Origin of the sequence: Pseudomonas sp. BLCC-B112 (genome assembly GCF_028550695.1) — a bacterium.
Lineage (GTDB): Bacteria > Pseudomonadota > Gammaproteobacteria > Pseudomonadales > Pseudomonadaceae > Aquipseudomonas > Aquipseudomonas danubii.
Map to the genome: position 1 here is coordinate 57,246 of NZ_JAQQGK010000017.1, position 16,735 is coordinate 73,980.

The following is a 16,735-nucleotide window of genomic DNA, read 5'->3' on the forward strand; positions in this document are numbered from 1 at the left end:
GGCCCGCCAATCAGTTGAGGACGTCGTTGAGCACTTCGTAGATGATCCCGCTGGCGATAGCCACCAGAATCAGGTCGGTTCCGGCCTGCCGCCATTCATAACCGTCATAGCGAGGAAGCTGCCCCAATAGCCGGTGGTCCAGCTTCTTGGCAATTCCCGGGGGCAGAGGTTTGCCCCGAGCCAGGTTTTTCTGGATGCCTGGAGGCAGTGCCGGTCCCGGGCTCCAGTAGTCACGGTGCCCACCCAATATGCCCAGGACACTGCCGCGATCGACACTGGGGCCATGACTCCAGTCATCGGCGCCTGACTTCTTCCCCTTGCCATGCCCCCCCTGGTCACCCTGAGAACTGTGTTTGGAATGCCCCTGCCCCTTGCCATTTCCGGGGTCGGCCAATGCCAGAGGGGAAGCGCCAGCCAGGAGCACGCCGGCAAGAACAGCGATCAACGAGCGAGACTTGAGCATGTCGGTTCTCTTTGGGAAGCCAAGGTCACACTTAACTGTAGACGGTCGTCTCTGTCAGTGATCGAAGGTCAGACACATAGAGGCCGCCATGAGTGAGCGGCAGGTCATCGGCCAGCTCAAGATCAAAGCGTGCAGCTGTACTGATACTCGAAGGGAAACATCAGCGTATCCACCACGCCGGAGAATGGAGCATCCAACGCCAGAAAAGGCCAGAGCACACCGTTGTTCTCCTTAGCCAATGCCCAATCCATGCGCACGCCGATATAGGGGCAACTCATGGGAGTAGTGCGAGTCATCAGGGCCGTGCATCCACTCAAGACAAAGATCAACACCAGCAACAACAGACTTCGCAACACATAACTTCCTTATTACGTTCATGACATGAGCGCTATGGACTCGGCAGCCGAGCCCAGGACGACGGTTCCTGGCTATCAGGCCTTGTAGTCGCAATGAATCTGCAGGCTTTCCGTGTGATTGCGATGAATCTCGAAACCGTGACGCTTCAACAGGTTCTTGACCTCATCAACGACAGCCGAGTACCGCCCTTGCAACTGTTGCTGGCGCGCCGGCGGGGTAAACACCCCCAGTGGCAAAAAGCGCAGGCGCTTGCCATTGAAGACAATGGACACATCGATATGAGTGCCATCCACATCATGGCCATTGGAACCGAAGATATCCTCCAGCTCCTCTTTACGCCCCGGATAACACAGGCAGAACAACCTGATCCCCAGCCAGCGTGACAGCGTCCTGAAAAACCCCAGGTAACTGCTTTTGCGCTCGTAGCCCCGGGTTACCAGCAACTGCACCGAACGCGGCAGGCTGGACTGGACCTTGAGCAGTTGCACAAAGACTTCGCGCTCCATCAACACCTTTGCGGACGGCCAGCGCGGCCCTACCCTCAAGCCCTGGTTGTCGCCCTTTTTCAATATCAGCATGCAGATTGCCTCTGGTGCTTTTTTCGCGGGCAACAATGGTACACAGAGCTGCCACAGGCGTGCTGAAAATTCAGAAGCGCAAACGCCTATCAGCCCGCGACACCGCCCATCTTCTCCCGATGACAGCGCACCTGCCGTTTAGTTAAAATAATCATGGCTCATAGCCACTACTCATAAGCACAGTGACCATAGGGGCTGTATGTACGACTTAACGAATCTGGTCATTGTCGATAACCGCTTTGGATTGAATGTCCTGCAAGTCACCGCAGACCTGGTGGCCGGCGCCCTGGATGAACTCCTGGCCAATTGCGCAGGCGGTGCCAACATCACCCAAAAGCTGGATTACTCGATTCTGACGATCTATCAGGACAAACTCGCCGCGGCCATTCGCGACATGGGCCTTCCACCCCTGTCCCTACCCTCTCCAGCCGATAGCCTTTGCTGAATAGAGCAACTTGCCACCCCGTGGCAAGTTGAGCCCGGGGCCGAATCACCGCCAATGGCCGAGCTTGCATCGCCCCTAGTGGAGCACGCGCAACATCGGTCACCTGGAACCTTTTCCCTCAATGAGGATCAGTGCTGGGCATTTCCCTATCAAACAGTGAGCGAGTGCCAGCATGGCCCTGAGAAAAACCGCCCTCTACATTGCCTTGGTGTCCGTCGGCTTCTTTGCCGGGTACGCGGCAAAACCAACAACTGGACTGCAGGTCACGGCGGGACAACTGATAAGTTGCGGCAAAAGCACCATGCCAACTATTGAAATGTGATTGCCAGGCAACGCAGCACTCACCGACCGTCTTGGTCTTCTCCCAGCCATCTTTCTCGGCCCAGGGCTTGCCTGGCTCAGGCAAACCTTGCGGGTCTTTGTGCTTGGTCTTCTTAGGTGTGATAGAAGCAACAAGCTGCTTCAGATAAGCGACTACTTGCGCCCCGCCCTTGCTGAAGTCTTCAAGATCCACCTCGACAACACGCTCATGAACCGCCTTGTTGCGCACGCTCGCAATCCAGCGGATCTTTTTCGCCATTGGCGGGCTGATCATTCCCTCAATGGAACTCAGTTTTCATGCAGCCCTCGGCCTGATGCACCCAACTGCAGGAGCAACGATTCGACCTCGGTCGAGATATCCAATATCCGGCCCCGCATCCGCTCTACCTTTTCAGTGGCGGCACTTTAACTCCGCACCTGTGCATGCCCAAGGTTCTGATCATGCAGACGACCGCCACTCACAGGTTTCGTTGACCCGATCGATAACGGCAATGCGCCATTAGCACATCCGCCCTAATCGACCGCTACTGCCGGCCAGACCTATATTCCTTCTTCTGGACGGTCCCATGCGGCCACGGACAAGCCCCATCAAGGAAGGAAATATCATGGCGATTCCATTCCCCCGCGCCAGATGGTTGCCGCTATCACTCATCCTGCTGTGTACCAGCGGCACGGCACTCGCCACGCCTCAAGGTGAATACTGGATCGTCTACGGCAAGGGCGAGCGTTACCACAACGAGGTATTCGTCGCCGATGCCGCCGGCATCCTGCAAAAGCCCCAGGGGGTGCAGTCGGCCATGATCATGCAGATCTTCGAAGACCCGGCGATGCCCGTGCTGGCGGCCTACGAGATCCAGTACAAGTGCAAGGAGCGCAAAGTGCGCTTCGACAGCGCCCGCGCCATGCGCCGCTTCGATCACGCCATGAAGGACGTGACCACTGCCCAGGGCTGGATCGCCCCGAAAGACTACTGGCTGCAACGCACCTTCGCCTTCGTCTGCGCAGCAGGCAACCGCGAAAACAACCAGATGCTGCCAATGGGCAAAATGGCCGCCGGCCGCATGGTCGAGACCGTCCAGGCCATGTTCCAGCAACTGTACGGCATCCAGGCCAACAGCGAGGCCGTGCAGAGCCTGGACGCAATGCTCGGCAACAGCCCGCAATGAAGGAGGCCGTCATGACCCGGCACCTACTTGCCCTCGGCCTGCTGTTGCCTTTGCTGAGCGGCTGCATTCCCACCCTCCCGGAATACAGGGCCGGCCAGCAATGGAAGGGACGCGATGCCAAGGAAGCCATCGACTTCTTCGGCCCGCCCGGACGCATGCAGCCCTCGCCCGACCGCAGCGAAGTGCAAATGCAGTGGTACCGCGACACTTCCTACGTGAAAAAGGAAGTGGTCGGCAGCTCCAGTGAGATGCAGGGCGGCGTGATGGTCCACACCAACTACTGGGACGATGTCACTCACACGAGCGGCTGCACCCTCTCCATGACTGTCGACAAGGCCAGACAGATCAAGGACTTCTCCATTCGTGGCCGCTGCACGGGCGTGGCCTTGGCGCCTTAGTGGCTGGCCCGACATAGATAGTTCAAGGACTGATACATGAGACTGTTCCGACTGCGTTTTGCCCTTCCCACGGCGTTGCTTCTCTCTCTATCTCTCTCCGGCTGCGTCTCCGATCTCGATTCGGGTGCCTACGGCAGCATGGACGATCCGCGCTACGCGCAGCTGTTGGACCAAGTGGACGCAGCACTCAAGGCGAACATGGCGGTAGTGCTGGTGGCGGACGTGATGCCGCACAAGTCGCTGAGCGATGCGCTGACCATGACGCAATGGACGCCAACGGTGATCTGGGAATACGAGAAAGATCCGAAGGTAACCTTCGGCCGCAAGTTCCAGACCAACGCGCTGCAGAGACCGCCTGGCGAAACCTACCTGTTCAAGGCCTTCGAGGTGCATATCCTGCCACCCGGCAAATACTTGCTGACCGGCGGCGATGACTACCAGCTCCGCGGTTTGCTTGACCAGGTCGACGCCCGCAGCGGTCCACCCGGTTCGGGCCGTGGCGCCAACGGGACCGCCTACCTGTCCCCCGAACTGTATCGCGAGTACTACAGGGAAGAGGTCTGGAAAGACGCTACCTATGGCAGCGAGACCAAGACCGAGCGTGTCTGTACCGCTGTAGTCAGGGCCTCGGGTGCCTGCGTGAGCTGGGGTGAACAGCAATATACCCAGACGACGGCGGGCTCCCCGGCCGGTTATTACCAACAGACCGACTCTCGCGACATTCCCGCGATCAAGGTCCAGGCGCGCCTGCCGGTCGACAAGGCGCTCGCCAGTTTCACCATCCAGGGCGGGCAATTGCTGCTGGCCCCGCGCATGCATCTGAAGACCCCTGGCTACAAGTACCAGCAGTCGAAGTGCCGAGCGATCGATCCGAAAAAAATCGAGTGTCCGCTCGACAACCTGACCGTCTACACCTGGCCGGCCCCCATGAGCTTTTCGCAGCACCTCATCGAGCAGCGCAACCTGAGCGAGAAGCACCGGCAACTGCTGTCCAGGCTCCAGCCCATGCAGATCACGCCGCTGGGCAAACAAGGTATGGAAGATCCCATCTGGGGCGTGCCGTTGTCGCTGTCCAAGTAAGGCAAGTCCGGGGGTATGCGGGGCAGGATTTTGATTGCGGAACTGATTTCTTAGGGGCTTCCAATGCTCAAAAGGGGTCAGTCATGAACGGCTGCTTTCAGGTCCGGCGATTCGTTGAGCTGAGCTTCAATTGCTTGAAGCTCTTTCATTTGCGTCTTCAACTTGGCGATTTTCTCTTCCAGCCGCACGGCGTTGGGCTCGGAGACTGTTGGTTCCTGCCGATCGGCAGCATCAAGTGCCGTCAGGTAACGGTTGATGCTCGATTCAATTTCTTCCGTTCGCCGCTTCAGTTTGGCCTGGTGAAATTGCGTTGAGCCTCTCGCTCCAGGCGCCGGGGTACTCGACAATGTTTTGTTCACGATTTCAGGCCAAAAATAGATCCTACACTTGACCTACTCCGGATCGTGACAACAGACGCAAAGCTTGTTTCCTTCAGGGTCTCGAAAATACGCCCCATAAAAATTCGGGTGGTATTCGGGTCGCAAGCCCGGAGCGCCTTCACATGTTCCATCCAATGCCAACGCCAGGGCATGGGCGTTGTCTACGATCTGTCGATTAGGTGCCAGCAGAGCAATCATTTGCCCATTGCCTAGCGCCGCAGATTCGCCGTCGAACGGCTTGCCCACTACGAAAAGAGGGCGTGCAGTGTCGGGGTGTTTCCAGCCCGCCCATGGGCGTTCAAGGTCTGTGAACTTGAGATCAAGTCCGAGCATCTGCATGACCCCTTGATAAAACACAAGTGCTCGATTGAAGTCATTCACTCCGATGAATACATGTGAAATCATTTTTTGTCCTAATAAGAGGAAGCCTTCTCGCACCATACCAAGAATTTCCAGGCTGTTTTCAACTCCTCTCCTGAAACATACTCCGTCGGTCTTGGAAGCGGTTTTTACACACTCTGGGCCAGGAGCGGTCACTGCATAAACTCCACGCTCGCGAACCGGCAAACCGGAACGCCTGCGTTGTCCACGCTCCTGAAAAAAGACTCAGTTGCCCAAACACTTTAACAACAGGGCCAACACCCAGTCTTCTTGCGAAGCCAATGCCGCGCTGATCTCCTCGCATCTCCCATTCAGAGACAGCAGGTCGCCAGCCAGTACTTCTCCACTGGACATGCACATATCCAAAGCAATACTAAAAAACCCGCTACTTACCTGCTTGCTCTCAAAAACAAGCTCAACCTCTTTAGGGAAGATCGTCACGTAGACGAAGAGTATTTCATCCGCGTATGTGTAGTGGCCATGATTCCTTTTGAGTAAAACACTCTGACTTTTCGAAGCCTTCTCATAAACATTATCTAGAAACCTTTGAAGGATGAACAAAAGCTCTGGCTTTTCAGTGCTCATTGGATTCCCTTGCGAGCAATAGACTTCAACACGCTATTCTAACCAACATCGACGGTGCCCGAGCTGCACGATGCGCAGGGGCGATTCAGTTTGGCGTATGGATTGCTCATTTTTGCCCCACAACCTCACTTCCCTAGCCAACAACCAGTTCGCCAAATGCAACCAGGGTTGCAAAAATAGGGATTCGAACCCCTTCCCGAATCTGCTCAGGCCGCTTTAGGCCGATTGCTGCTGCGCGATAAGAGTAAAAGATGGAGCTGTATAATGATTGATAGCCTGGAGGTTCAAGAGCTTGATTGCCTTGAGGAGGCGTTACTTGAAGCGAGCGTGTCTTTCGGCGAAATGACACGTCAGTACGCTCGCTATTTGCTCAGTCTGATTGACGGTGGTGTACTTGCTACCATTTCTGATTCTAAGTTGAAGGTGCTGATTCCATATATCGAAGAAAGTATCCTGCGAGAGCGTATAGAAAGCGATGGAGATCTCTGAAGAAAGCTTGTACTAGAACTCTGGGCGGTAGAGAAACAGCACCGTCAATCAGATGAAAACTTTGCGTTTCTCATACGCTGTGTTCTTTTTTGCTTTGAAACTGAAGAGCGCTCGATAGAGGAAGGCACGGGGGACACAACACCTATCTCTCTTTACTTTCTGATTCTAAAAAAATATTGCCTGACATAAGACAAAGCTTTATTAAAAGCTTTCAAGATTTTATTGCAGCCAAGTGGAAACATACGTTCAAAGAATAGATCGGCCTGGCCGGGCCTCTCCAGGCGCACATCGGCGGTGCTGCGCTGAAACGCAGCCAGGCGGAACTGATAGCGGCTCACGTCGCCGCGGGTGATGGTGACGGAACCAAGGGCTTTGCCGCTCGTGGCTTTGCCCGGCCTACCGAGGCCGCGCCAAAAGTTTGCCTTCGATACTTGGCTGATGACCCTCCTGAACTGGACATACCCCTTCCCTCCCTTGATAGAAAACTCCACTCAAAGATCATAATTGAAAGAAACTACGCGGCCTCTCGACAAACCTCCAGAGCACCGTCCATCCAAGCCATGCAGGCCTTCCAGAGCTGACGAGTCCTCTCTTCGCCGAACTTCATTTTCTTGCCGACTTCCACCAGATTTCCTCGAACTCGCCGGGATATTCGCCATTACTCGCGGTATATCTTAGAATGGCCGGCTGCCGACGAACCGTAATGACCATAGCCCTGGAGGGCTTCCATTCTTTACAAATAAGTGTGGTTAAGATGAACAAGCCTTTCATTTCGCTGTGCCCTGAAATTACTCGGGCGCACGCGCTGACGTTGATGGATTGGTTGGAGGATGAGCGCGTTACCTGCTATCTGAGCGATTCACGCGATGTCTCCCGCTCCATCGAGCAAGTCATCGATCGAACTCAATTGCCGATCCTGACCCATCTGTTCAACCGGGGCGGCCGATTTTTCATGGCCTATGACCGGCATGACGCGCCGGTGGGCTTTGTCCGTCTGATCAAGACCGGCTCCAATTGCGAGATAGTTCTGGTCATCGGAGACAGCGACAAATGGGGCCGAAACCTTGGCGCTCGCACCATCCGCGAAGGCATGAAACTGGCCTTCCTCGACATGCGGGCCGAGAAGCTCATCGCCAAGATCCACCCGGACAACACGCGCTCGCTGAAAGCCTTTCAGCGCAGCGGCTTTCTGCTTGAAAGCGAAACGCCGACATTGAAATCATTTTCCATGACGGCCGGGCGCTATCTCCAGTTATTGCGCGAAGGTACCGTTTCCGACGCCACTGAGATCTACATCACCGAAATTGACAAGGCCAGGCTCGAGAGCCTGATCGCGCTCGAGCAAGGCCCGGCCGTTTTTGAACTCGAACATGAGCTTGAGCGAGCCATTGTCGTCAAGCCGCAGCAGGTTGCACGCAATGTGGTCACGATGAACTCCAAGGCCTTGCTGCAACTGGACGACGAAGAGATCGAAGTGGCCTTGGTCTACCCGGAAGACGCGGACAGCAACGCAGGGAAGCATTCCGTGTATTCCGATATAGGCGCCGCCATCCTTGGCTATCAGGAGGGGGACACCATCGACTGGCGGATTTCTGATCGGACCCGCCGGATTGAGATCAGGAAAGTGCTTTACCAGCCGGAGGCTGCGGGCGATTTCCACCTATAGTTGCGTCTTTCCCTCGGTGTTCACCCATCAGGCGAGGACTCCCCAAAGGACAGTGCCTCGCGCTCTGTGCCTGAACGGCTCGTTGTAGGGTCAAGGGTGGGCGCGGAGCCAGTTGCGAAAGCAGGAGTCGGTAGAACAGACCTAGCCGGCTCCGGCGACACACCTCCAAGTCACCCGCTGGGTCACCACAATCGAGCGGGTTACGCTAACGCGCAACGCGCCATGCCTGGCGCACGCAATAAAAAACCCCGTGGACGTTAATCTACGGTAAGCGTCTGCCCAACACCCTCTTGTTGATCAGACCTTCGCTTGCTTCATCCATTGATTGACCCACTCGCAGTCAAACTCCGTCGGATCGAATCCATCATCCCCGTGCCACTCCAACATTGCCTCATGCTCAGGGTGATTCGGGTCCACCAACGCTGCCAGAAAATCTTCATACCCTGGCGCACCACCGATGTCCTCCGGCGGGCGAGCATTGGCTCCATCGATGCAACACGGCACTTGCGGGAAGAGCGTCGCGGGCAACGTTTTCTCGACTTTAATTCGCAGTTCCCAGTTGTCGCCGAAGTCATAGACATAGCGAAACGTCTTCTTCCCGTACAGCACGTTGATCAGCTTTTTACGCTGCTCAGAAATCACTGGCGGGCCCCAATCCGGGTCAGGCACACCGTAACTTTCGCCATCAATTTCAAACTCGTGCAGATGCGTATCGCTCCAGCCAAAAACGGCCTGAATCACACGATGCAACTTGCTCAAGGTGATGTTTTCAGGCACCGCCACTCGACGCCAGATCGAAGGTTTTATCCATTTAAACTCCATGTGCAGTATCAGCACACGGTCGGTTTCAACAACGGACAGATGAGATGTTTTGGGCATGGATCAAGCCACCTCGCAGTGTTCGAGAAAATTAAGAGAAACTTTCCAGGGCAGCAGTTCCTCCACCCGATTGATTGGGTGGTCGGCGATCCGCTCCAGCACATGGGTCAAATAGACTTGCGGGTTCAACTCGTTGAGTTTGGCCGAGCCTACCAGGCTGTAAATTGCAGCGGCTCGCTCTCCACCGGAATCGGAGCCCACAAACAGATAATTTTTGCGACCCAAAGCGACGGCGCGCAGCGCGCGTTCGGCAGCGTTGTTGTCGATTTCGATCCGTCCGTCGTCGCAGTAGCGCACCAAGGCCTGCCATCGATTCAGGGCATAAAGAATCGCACCGCCCAATGCTGATTTTTTCGACAGTTGAGTCAGCGTCTGGTTAAGCCACGTGTGCAGCTGTTCCAGCAGCGGGCATGCCCGGCTTTGCCGAACGGCTTTTCGCAGGTCAGGTGGTTGGCCTCGAATCTCGCTTTCGATGACATATAAGGCCGCGACTCGTTGCAGCACTTCGCCGGCAAGTGGTGAGGATTGATCTTTATAAACATCGTAAAACTTACGCCGGGCGTGAGCCCAGCAGGCAGCTTCCTGAACACTACCCGAGCTATACAACTGAGCAAAACCGGCGTAGCCGTCGGCCTGCAAGATCCCGCTGAAGTTTTTGAGATGAGCGCGGGGATGTTGCCCCTTGCGATCCGGCGAGTAAGCAAACAACACCGCTGCCGGCGTCGTGTAGCCTGCGGGTCGGTCGTCGCGCACATACGTCCACAGTCGCACCGTTTTGGTTTTGCCGGTGCTCGGCGCAGGTACTTGGGCGATGTGCTCGCAGCAGCGACAAACCAGCTTGGGGCGAACATGGCGAATCACCTTGAAACGTGCCGGAACGTACTCCAGCACCTCCGACACATCCTCACCCAACTGGCGAAGTGTCCCACCACAACCGGAGCATTGCGACTCGGGCTGATGAACATGGATTTCACGGGGGAGATGTTCAGGCAATGGTTTACGGCGGGAAACTGCACGAGGTGCAGGGTCAGTGATCGGCATCACTTCGCCCTGGCGGACCTCCTGCTCTTCAAGGCTCAACTGGAGTTGGTCGATCATCGCGTCCAGTTGCTCGGAACTGCGACCGAACTGCGTGCGCCGGAATTTGGCGATCATCATTGTCAGGCGCTCAATCTCTGCCCGCTGGGCAGAGACCAGGGCCTTTAAGGCTTGAAGATCATTGGGCAAGGAGTCGGTCACCTGAGTCATGGCCGAATGTTACTAAGAATTTTCAGCACGTAAAGTCAGACCGCGAGGACGGGTGCTGTACGAATTGGCCTGCGCCAATCAATACCCTCCAACAGCATCGACAGTTGCGCCGCCGTCAGCGAAACGCGCCGCTGTTCGCTTGCGGCCAAACAAAACGGCCTTGCTCCAGACGTTTGCAGAACAGGCATAAACCGTCTCCGTCCCACTACAGCAATTTGATCCGATCACCGCGCCGTCCGCGAAAGGCAAAGATCTGGCCGGAGAAGGGATCGGCTTCCAGCTATGTTTGCACCAGTGTTGTCAATCCGTCGAAGCCACGGCGCATGTCGGTGACGCCGGCGGCGATCCAGATACGAGTTCCAACGGGAGGTGCAAACATCGCAGCAACTGCTGCAAGGTGAGTTGCAAGGTCTGCGAATCAGGTGTGCCGGTGATACGTAACTTGGCTTTTTGCACCTCGAGCAGAATTTCGGAATGGCACGCTTGCTGTGGTGAAGCTGCTGACGGCAAGTCGATGGGTGCTTCGATCACCTCGACTGGCAGGAGCGTCGCGCTCTGGGTGACTGGGCCGAATACGCCGTCCTGGTACTGCTGGCGCCAGCGGAAAACCATGCTGGCATTGACGTCGTGCTCGCGAGCGATCATCGACACTGAGGTATCGGGTTGGTAAGAGGCTTCGACGACCCTGCGTTTGAATAAGGTTGAGAAATTCGGGCGGCGACCGAGGCGACGAGCGGGTGCTGTATCCAAAATAGTGTCCATTAAAAAATAATGGACACTATTTTCTCTAATTTTGGAGTCGGTCAGGAGTGGGTGCTGATCGGACGGTTACAGTTACTCCAACTCGACATCAGCCGTTCCGCCTGACGAAAGGATTCCCTTGGTGCTGATCGACATTGAAGAAACAGACAAAGCCTCCACCTGTTTTGTAGTCATTGATATTTCGCTGAAACCCAACTTCGACTAGAGGGTCACAGCTCAATTTCATGACGATGTTTACGTGATATAAATGCGATGGCGCTGGTGGCTGCCAGATGCGCTTTTTCAGTTTCTAGGCCATCCGTCGATTGGAGTCGGCATTCACAAACGGAAAGGTTATCTAGCTAGACGACACGGAGCAAACGCCCGTATGCTCTTGATTCCTTATCTGCATGGACTCCTTTGTGGACCCCAGCCCTGCAACACACAGCCACTGTCCAGATTTTGAATTTGGTCGTGCCGCCAAATGATCGAAACTATCCTTACTCTCATTCTTGGCATCTTGGTAATGCTGGCGATCATCGCTGTGAATGGCTATTTTGTTGCGCAAGAATTTGCCTACATGGCGGTTGACCGTACCAGGCTCTCAGCATTGGCTGCTGCCGGTGATACTTCGGCAAAGCGTGCATTAGCCGTCACGAACCGCACAAGCTTTATGCTGTCGGGTGCCCAGCTTGGCATTACCGTTACAGGCTTACTTGTTGGTTATGTCGCGGAGCCTTTGGTAGGTGAGTCATTAGGTGTTCTGCTCTCAGGGACCGGTATTCCGGTTGAAACCAGGGTGGCTGTAGGTACAGGTCTAGCCCTAGTTGCGGCTACGATTATACAAATGATCGTGGGTGAGCTTTATCCGAAAAACCTTGCCATTGCGAACCCTGAGCCCCTATCGCTTGGGCTTGCCCGCTCCACGCTCTTTTATATGTCGACCTTCGGCTGGCTAATCAGCTTCTTCGACAAATCTGCCAACCTTCTTCTGAAGTTACTGCGTATCGAGCCGATTCATGACCTCGACGTGAGCGCCTCGGCTACCGATCTACCGCACATAATCGCTGACTCGCGCGACAGTGGCGACCTACCACGTGAGCTTTCACTCATGATGGATCGCATCCTCGACTTCCCGCAACGCAACGTCGAGCACGCTATGGTGCCCAGATCACAAGTTGACTGGGTTGAGCCAGATACGACGCTCGAAGAGCTGCGAGGGTTGATGGCGCGTGCTCACACTAGATACCCGGTGATTGATGACGATGATGCCCCTGTGGGCGTTGTACATCTCGCCGACGTGCTTGCACGTCTCTCCACGGGAAACATTAATGAAACCGTTGGGTCGCTGATGAGACCTGCCAAGGTGCTGCCGACGCTGATGCTGCTGCCAGATGCTCTTGATCAGTTGGTTCAAGCAACCGATCAGTTAGCTTGTGTTATCGACGAGTATGGTGGTTTCGCTGGGGTACTCACGATTGAAGATCTCGCCATGGAAATCGTCGGTGAAATTACCGATGAGCATGACGCAGAAGTCGGCGACGCCATCGTGTCTGAAGGGGAAAACACCTGGACAATGGAAGGCGACGTTCACCTCGACGAGGTCAGGCGCATTATTGGTCACGACCTGCCACGCGTTGATGTTGAGACGGTGGCAGGTATGCTGATCGCTGAACTTGGCGCACTGCCTGGAGAAGGCGACACAGTCACCGTTGATCTACCTATTGATGCTGCCGAGCTGGTCTCCGACGAGCCGGTGAGATATCGACTCGAAGTTGATGTACTGCGTATTGAACGACATGTTCCGACTGAAGTTCGCGTACGGCTGGTCAAAGTGTCTATGGCGGAGGAAGGCCAATGAATGACCCGCTGATAGTCACGACAGTAACAGTCGCGCTCATCGCACTGAGTGGCTTGTTTGTTGTCATCGAGTTCGCGTTGCTCGGCGCTCGACGGCACCGCCTTGAAGAGCTGGCCGTTAACAGTCCGTCCGCTCGTGCTGCGCTGCGCGGCATGAATGATTTGACGTTGATGCTTGCCGGTGCTCAGTTGGGTATAACGCTGTGTACCTTTGCCCTGGGTGCGGTTACGAAACCTGCGGTCGACTTATGGCTCGGCCCGGTGTTCATCGCGTGGGGCCTGCCTGAGTGGGCTGCTGGTGGCGCAGCTTTCGGCTTCGCGCTTTTCTTGGTGACGTTCTTGCACTTGGTTGTTGGAGAGATGGCGCCCAAGTCCTGGGCCATTGCACACCCGGAAAGATCCGCTTTGGCAATTGGTATCGTCTCGCGCATCTATACTTGGCCGCTACGTCCGCTGTTGCGCTGGGTGAATCGAATCGCCAACCGCCTCGTAAAAGCCTCAGGTGTTGAGCCAGTTGAAAGCGCCGCAGTGGGTGGTCAGGATATTGAGACCATAAGGCAGCTCGTTGAGCATTCGGCGAAGGTCGGCACGCTACAGCCGCAGATGCAGCAGCAGATTTCAGGCCTGATCGATCTGGGCACGCTCCCCGTCGAAGCTCTGCTAATCGAGGGACAGGCGCTGGTTCACGTTACGATGGATGCGACTGTGGCGGATGTCCGCAGTGCGGCCATGCAGTCCGGACACCTGCGAATTCTCGTGCTAGGAACCGAGGGCATACAACCCTCGGTGGTTCACGTACGTGACACCTTGCTTGAGCCAGAAACTCGGTTTGCGCATGAGCTTGCACGAGAAGCTTTTGTGCTTGACGCGAAAACCCCCGTCTATGAAGCGCTTGCGCGCATGCGTGAATCGAGCATTCAGCTTGCTTTAGTCATGAGCGCGGATCGCTTGCTGGGCGTTGTAACGCTGGCCGACATCCTCAAACGAGTACTCCCTGCTGCCTCTAATGCCTAGCATCCACACGTATAAATGCGCTACTAACGGCAACATAGCGCAGCTCATCGCCCGCCGTCTTGCTCAAATGAGGATGGTGTCATCAGTGCGCCACCGCCCTCACATAAGCTTGGCATGCACTCAACGCGATTAATCCTTGGGCGCCGTCACCGGCGATGGCGACAATTCGTTGAGCAGCCGCTGGGGCAAGCTCGGCTCGCGCTCTTCCATAAACCACGCCGCAGGTGCCGGCTGTGGCTGGTAACCCACCGCCACCACCCAAGGCGGCGGTGTTGAGTAGGATTGACAGCCGCAACTCAGCATTAGCAATCCGGTCACGCAGACGAGCCTGCTTCGTTTGAGCATCACGTAGCTCCTTGTAATGGGTTTCGTCATTCGCCTGCAGGCGATCCTCCAGTGCCCGGCGGGCGTCCTGCTGGGTTTCCTGCCAGTTGATCACCGTCGTGGCGGCCTGCTCGCGATCAGTGCTGTACGCCTCGGCCTGATCAGCCAGATCCTTGCCGTAGGCGTTGGCCTGCCACGTCCAGGCCAGCCACCCAGGACGAACCCCAGCATCAGGGCCAGGACTGGCAACAACCAACTCGGGGCCTTCACGCCAGCACCTTCAATCAACGCTGATACAGCGCATCGCGGTGCTCCACCCGGACTGGGTGGACACCTGCTCGACCGAGTCCACCAGGTACTCGCCATCGAGGCCGAGCTTGAAGCCCTGGGCATTGATCATGCGTTCAGCGAATAGATCGGTTCGGCCTGGCATCTCCAGGCGCACGCTGGCGGTGCTGCGGTTGAATGCCGCCAGCCGTGCCTTGGCAGCCTGTTCGGCGGCGGACTTGTTCGGGTAGATGTGGCGGGTGATGGTAACGGCGCCTAGAGCCTTTCCGCTCGCGCTCTGCCCGGCCTGCCGGGGCAGCACCAGAAGTTTGCCGTCGGCCACTTTGGCCGTGCAGTCGTACTGCTTGGCCAGGCGGGTGATGAAGTTGAAGTCGGATTCATTGAGCTGATCGACCCGGGGCACCTTGGTGGTCACCGGGCACACCGGTTGCCAGCCATTGCAGGCCGCTACATCGCGCAGGATCTGCTGCAGCGGGACGTTTTCCCAGCTCCCACGGCGGGTGGTCTTGCCACTGCCGCGCATGTCACTGGCCTTGCCCCGGTTCTCGATAGAGTCAGGCGACCCCATCACCACGACCTCATCCACCATATAACGACCCAGGCGGGTCAGTGACTGGTCGGCGTAGCCCATGAACACTTCGATACTCGTACCACGGCTGGGCAGTGCCACTACGCTGTCGCGGTCGTCGATGCGCAGCTCAAACTCGTCCGACCCCATGCCGGGCTTGTCCGAGGTGCGCAGGCTCAATAGCCGGTCATTGATCAGTGCGGTGATGTTCTTACCCTCCGCAACGATTCGGAACATGGGGCTCATTTAAATACCCCAGAAACAAAAAAGCCCCGTTTATCCGGGGCTCTGTCATATATTTTATGCCTTAAAAGGATTCGACAGGCTTTTGGGCTGCGGCTGTAACTTTCTTCGCCTCAAGATTGGGGAAGCTGAAGCTAATTATCAAACTAGAGTCGGCTCCCTCTCCTGCAAGCTCGACCTCAGCAATTCGAATATTGTCAGCGGATGCATCCAGAAGACTGGCAATGCTAGCGAATCTTTTATTCAAATCGACCCCTTCAATGAACGTGTAAACCAAGTTACCGCTATTGAATGCTGCCGACTCATAGTTGGTAAATTTAAAGTTAAACTCCTCAGGGCTAGAGGCCTTAGAAGCCAGCTGGACCAAATCTAGTTCAGTCTGACCATTAGCAAGACCGGCTAGAGTGAACATTTTACTAAGAGAGCCTACTACAGTTGCGTAAAGATTCTGATCATAGGCACTATTCAACGACACCGTGATCAATTTTGAATTAGAAAAAACCAGTACTGCATCAAACTTATACCCAAGAAAGTCCACATCATCTAGGCACAATGCCTTCCCGCCGATCTCTTCAGAGCAGTCATAATAACCCTTTGACTTCGGATAAGCGGAAATAGGAGATTCATAGGCATACGACTTAAAAAGGTTATCACCAGCAGAAGCACTCAGCGCGCATCCCAGCATTCCCATACCAACTAAAAAACCTACAACTTTTTTTATTCATCAGCCAAGTCCCTAGCATTGTAGAAATTACTATCCGAATGCTACCAAACTGCCACCTTTAATCCCATAACTTCACCACAGCATCAGGCACGCTAGGCAACTCCGGCAGCACGATCAGCACCCCAGCCCGGAACGGCTGGGATTCGTCGGCCAACCCCTGGTTGGCATCCAGCACCGCTTCGACACTACCATTCAAGTGCCCGTAATACTGGTGACACAGGGTGTCCAGCAGATCCCCGTCAGACGTTCTGCATGTCGTCGCATAGCTCACGAACTCCATTGAAAAGCCCTGCTTACGCGGGATGCCCCCGGCCAGCAGGTGGCTCTGTTCTTCCTCAAGGCTGGTCATGCACCAGGTGCCCAGCACTTCGCCATAGCCCGTGGTCAGGCTCAGCGGCTGCAGCCGTCGCCCGATGCTACGCAGTTTTTGCAACTGACCCAGCCCCACCCCTTGAACCCAGGAAACACCGCACCCTTGCGGGTGATCTTGTCGTCGCCCTGCCCCACTGCCTGCTGCGCGATGCTGCGGGTCAGGTG

21 protein-coding genes and 4 pseudogenes are annotated in these 16,735 nt (G+C 55.8%); 8 read left to right on the forward strand and 17 right to left on the reverse strand.

What is annotated here, in order from left to right:
* Positions 1 to 10: 10 nt before the first annotated feature.
* The 3 genes from PQT43_RS29960 to PQT43_RS29970 all read right to left on the reverse strand — a co-directional run bounded on the left by PQT43_RS29960 (position 11) and on the right by PQT43_RS29970 (position 1,398).
* The gene (locus PQT43_RS29960; RefSeq protein WP_102882573.1) at positions 11 to 463 is read right to left on the reverse strand and encodes an anti-virulence regulator CigR family protein; all 453 of its coding nucleotides are present in this window, start codon (positions 461 to 463) and stop codon (positions 11 to 13) included.
* 122 nt (positions 464 to 585) lie between these two features.
* Entirely contained in the window at positions 586 to 819 is a 234-nt protein-coding gene (locus PQT43_RS29965; protein ID WP_102882572.1) for a YceK/YidQ family lipoprotein, read from the reverse strand.
* Positions 820 to 894: 75 nt separating this feature from the next.
* Positions 895 to 1,398 (reverse strand): hypothetical protein, encoded by a 504-nt coding sequence (locus PQT43_RS29970; RefSeq protein WP_102863146.1) that lies wholly within the window; start codon positions 1,396 to 1,398, stop codon positions 895 to 897.
* A 199-nt stretch (positions 1,399 to 1,597) separates the two neighbouring features.
* Between PQT43_RS29970 and PQT43_RS29975 the strand changes: the two genes are divergently transcribed.
* The gene (locus tag PQT43_RS29975; protein WP_102882571.1) at positions 1,598 to 1,843 is read left to right on the forward strand and encodes a hypothetical protein; all 246 of its coding nucleotides are present in this window, start codon (positions 1,598 to 1,600) and stop codon (positions 1,841 to 1,843) included.
* A gap of 118 nt (positions 1,844 to 1,961) precedes the next feature.
* On the opposite strand, the gene PQT43_RS29980 is transcribed toward PQT43_RS29975, so the two are convergent.
* Positions 1,962 to 2,423, reverse strand: coding sequence for a hypothetical protein (locus tag PQT43_RS29980; protein WP_272755444.1), 462 nt, complete (start codon positions 2,421 to 2,423; stop codon positions 1,962 to 1,964).
* A 346-nt stretch (positions 2,424 to 2,769) separates the two neighbouring features.
* Here PQT43_RS29980 and PQT43_RS29985 point away from each other — a divergent pair, with 346 nt between their 5' ends.
* From PQT43_RS29985 to PQT43_RS29995, 3 genes are read left to right on the forward strand one after another with little or no spacing between them, the layout of a single operon-like run.
* Complete coding sequence (locus PQT43_RS29985; protein WP_110596562.1) at positions 2,770 to 3,330, forward strand: hypothetical protein; 561 nt, start codon at positions 2,770 to 2,772, stop codon at positions 3,328 to 3,330.
* A gap of 11 nt (positions 3,331 to 3,341) precedes the next feature.
* Positions 3,342 to 3,728 (forward strand): hypothetical protein, encoded by a 387-nt coding sequence (locus PQT43_RS29990; RefSeq protein WP_102863142.1) that lies wholly within the window; start codon positions 3,342 to 3,344, stop codon positions 3,726 to 3,728.
* A gap of 36 nt (positions 3,729 to 3,764) precedes the next feature.
* On the forward strand, positions 3,765 to 4,808 hold the full coding sequence (locus PQT43_RS29995; RefSeq protein WP_253085315.1) for a hypothetical protein: 1,044 nt from the start codon (positions 3,765 to 3,767) through the stop codon (positions 4,806 to 4,808).
* Between the two features lie 80 nt (positions 4,809 to 4,888).
* Here PQT43_RS29995 and PQT43_RS30000 read toward each other — a convergent pair.
* From PQT43_RS30000 to PQT43_RS30010, 3 genes and pseudogenes are all read right to left on the reverse strand, one after another.
* Positions 4,889 to 5,113, reverse strand: a pseudogene (locus tag PQT43_RS30000) (IS5/IS1182 family transposase); the annotation flags it as partial.
* Between the two features lie 87 nt (positions 5,114 to 5,200).
* Positions 5,201 to 5,725 (reverse strand): VOC family protein, encoded by a 525-nt coding sequence (locus PQT43_RS30005; protein WP_272755446.1) that lies wholly within the window; start codon positions 5,723 to 5,725, stop codon positions 5,201 to 5,203.
* 69 nt (positions 5,726 to 5,794) lie between these two features.
* Positions 5,795 to 6,154, reverse strand: coding sequence for a hypothetical protein (locus PQT43_RS30010; protein WP_253085317.1), 360 nt, complete (start codon positions 6,152 to 6,154; stop codon positions 5,795 to 5,797).
* 264 nt (positions 6,155 to 6,418) lie between these two features.
* Here PQT43_RS30010 and PQT43_RS30015 point away from each other — a divergent pair, with 264 nt between their 5' ends.
* A complete protein-coding gene (locus PQT43_RS30015) occupies positions 6,419 to 6,643 on the forward strand; it encodes a hypothetical protein (RefSeq protein ID WP_272755448.1) in 225 nt (74 codons plus the stop codon).
* Between the two features lie 242 nt (positions 6,644 to 6,885).
* Here the strand turns inward: PQT43_RS30015 and PQT43_RS30020 are convergent.
* Positions 6,886 to 7,069 (reverse strand): annotated as a pseudogene (locus PQT43_RS30020) (hypothetical protein); the annotation flags it as partial.
* A gap of 277 nt (positions 7,070 to 7,346) precedes the next feature.
* Here PQT43_RS30020 and PQT43_RS30025 point away from each other — a divergent pair.
* Positions 7,347 to 8,309: a bifunctional GNAT family N-acetyltransferase/nucleoside diphosphate kinase regulator gene (locus tag PQT43_RS30025; RefSeq protein WP_272755450.1), complete on the forward strand. Its 963-nt coding sequence runs from the start codon at positions 7,347 to 7,349 to the stop codon at positions 8,307 to 8,309.
* Between the two features lie 297 nt (positions 8,310 to 8,606).
* Here PQT43_RS30025 and PQT43_RS30030 read toward each other — a convergent pair whose 3' ends face one another.
* The 4 genes and pseudogenes from PQT43_RS30030 to tnpA all read right to left on the reverse strand — a co-directional run bounded on the left by PQT43_RS30030 (position 8,607) and on the right by tnpA (position 11,186).
* Entirely contained in the window at positions 8,607 to 9,188 is a 582-nt protein-coding gene (locus PQT43_RS30030) for a plasmid pRiA4b ORF-3 family protein (protein WP_253085321.1), read from the reverse strand.
* Between the two features lie 3 nt (positions 9,189 to 9,191).
* Positions 9,192 to 10,436 carry an IS66 family transposase gene (gene tnpC, locus PQT43_RS30035; RefSeq protein WP_272755451.1) on the reverse strand — a complete coding sequence of 415 codons (1,245 nt, stop codon included), beginning with the start codon at positions 10,434 to 10,436 and terminating at the stop codon, positions 9,192 to 9,194.
* Between the two features lie 115 nt (positions 10,437 to 10,551).
* Positions 10,552 to 10,716 (reverse strand): annotated as a pseudogene (gene tnpB, locus PQT43_RS31585) (IS66 family insertion sequence element accessory protein TnpB).
* 20 nt (positions 10,717 to 10,736) lie between these two features.
* The gene (gene tnpA / locus PQT43_RS30045; protein ID WP_253085322.1) at positions 10,737 to 11,186 is read right to left on the reverse strand and encodes an IS66-like element accessory protein TnpA; all 450 of its coding nucleotides are present in this window, start codon (positions 11,184 to 11,186) and stop codon (positions 10,737 to 10,739) included.
* Positions 11,187 to 11,661: 475 nt separating this feature from the next.
* Between tnpA and PQT43_RS30050 the strand changes: the two genes are divergently transcribed.
* Positions 11,662 to 13,038, forward strand: a complete 1,377-nt coding sequence (locus PQT43_RS30050; RefSeq protein WP_253085323.1) for a hemolysin family protein — start codon at positions 11,662 to 11,664, stop codon at positions 13,036 to 13,038.
* Entirely contained in the window at positions 13,035 to 14,051 is a 1,017-nt protein-coding gene (locus PQT43_RS30055) for a CNNM domain-containing protein (RefSeq protein WP_272755453.1), read from the forward strand. Before PQT43_RS30050 ends, PQT43_RS30055 begins: the two co-directional genes overlap by 4 nt.
* An 82-nt stretch (positions 14,052 to 14,133) precedes the next feature.
* Here the strand turns inward: PQT43_RS30055 and PQT43_RS30060 are convergent, their stop codons facing one another.
* The 5 genes and pseudogenes from PQT43_RS30060 to PQT43_RS30080 all read right to left on the reverse strand — a co-directional run.
* Entirely contained in the window at positions 14,134 to 14,631 is a 498-nt protein-coding gene (locus tag PQT43_RS30060; protein WP_253085325.1) for a lysis system i-spanin subunit Rz, read from the reverse strand.
* Between the two features lie 24 nt (positions 14,632 to 14,655).
* Positions 14,656 to 15,477, reverse strand: a complete 822-nt coding sequence (locus PQT43_RS30065; RefSeq protein ID WP_267268378.1) for a phage late control D family protein — start codon at positions 15,475 to 15,477, stop codon at positions 14,656 to 14,658.
* A gap of 61 nt (positions 15,478 to 15,538) precedes the next feature.
* Entirely contained in the window at positions 15,539 to 16,165 is a 627-nt protein-coding gene (locus PQT43_RS30070) for a hypothetical protein (protein ID WP_253085327.1), read from the reverse strand.
* 91 nt (positions 16,166 to 16,256) lie between these two features.
* A complete protein-coding gene (locus PQT43_RS30075) occupies positions 16,257 to 16,430 on the reverse strand; it encodes a tail protein X (RefSeq protein ID WP_253085381.1) in 174 nt (57 codons plus the stop codon).
* A 7-nt stretch (positions 16,431 to 16,437) separates the two neighbouring features.
* Positions 16,438 to 16,735: pseudogene (locus tag PQT43_RS30080) on the reverse strand (phage tail protein); the annotation flags it as partial.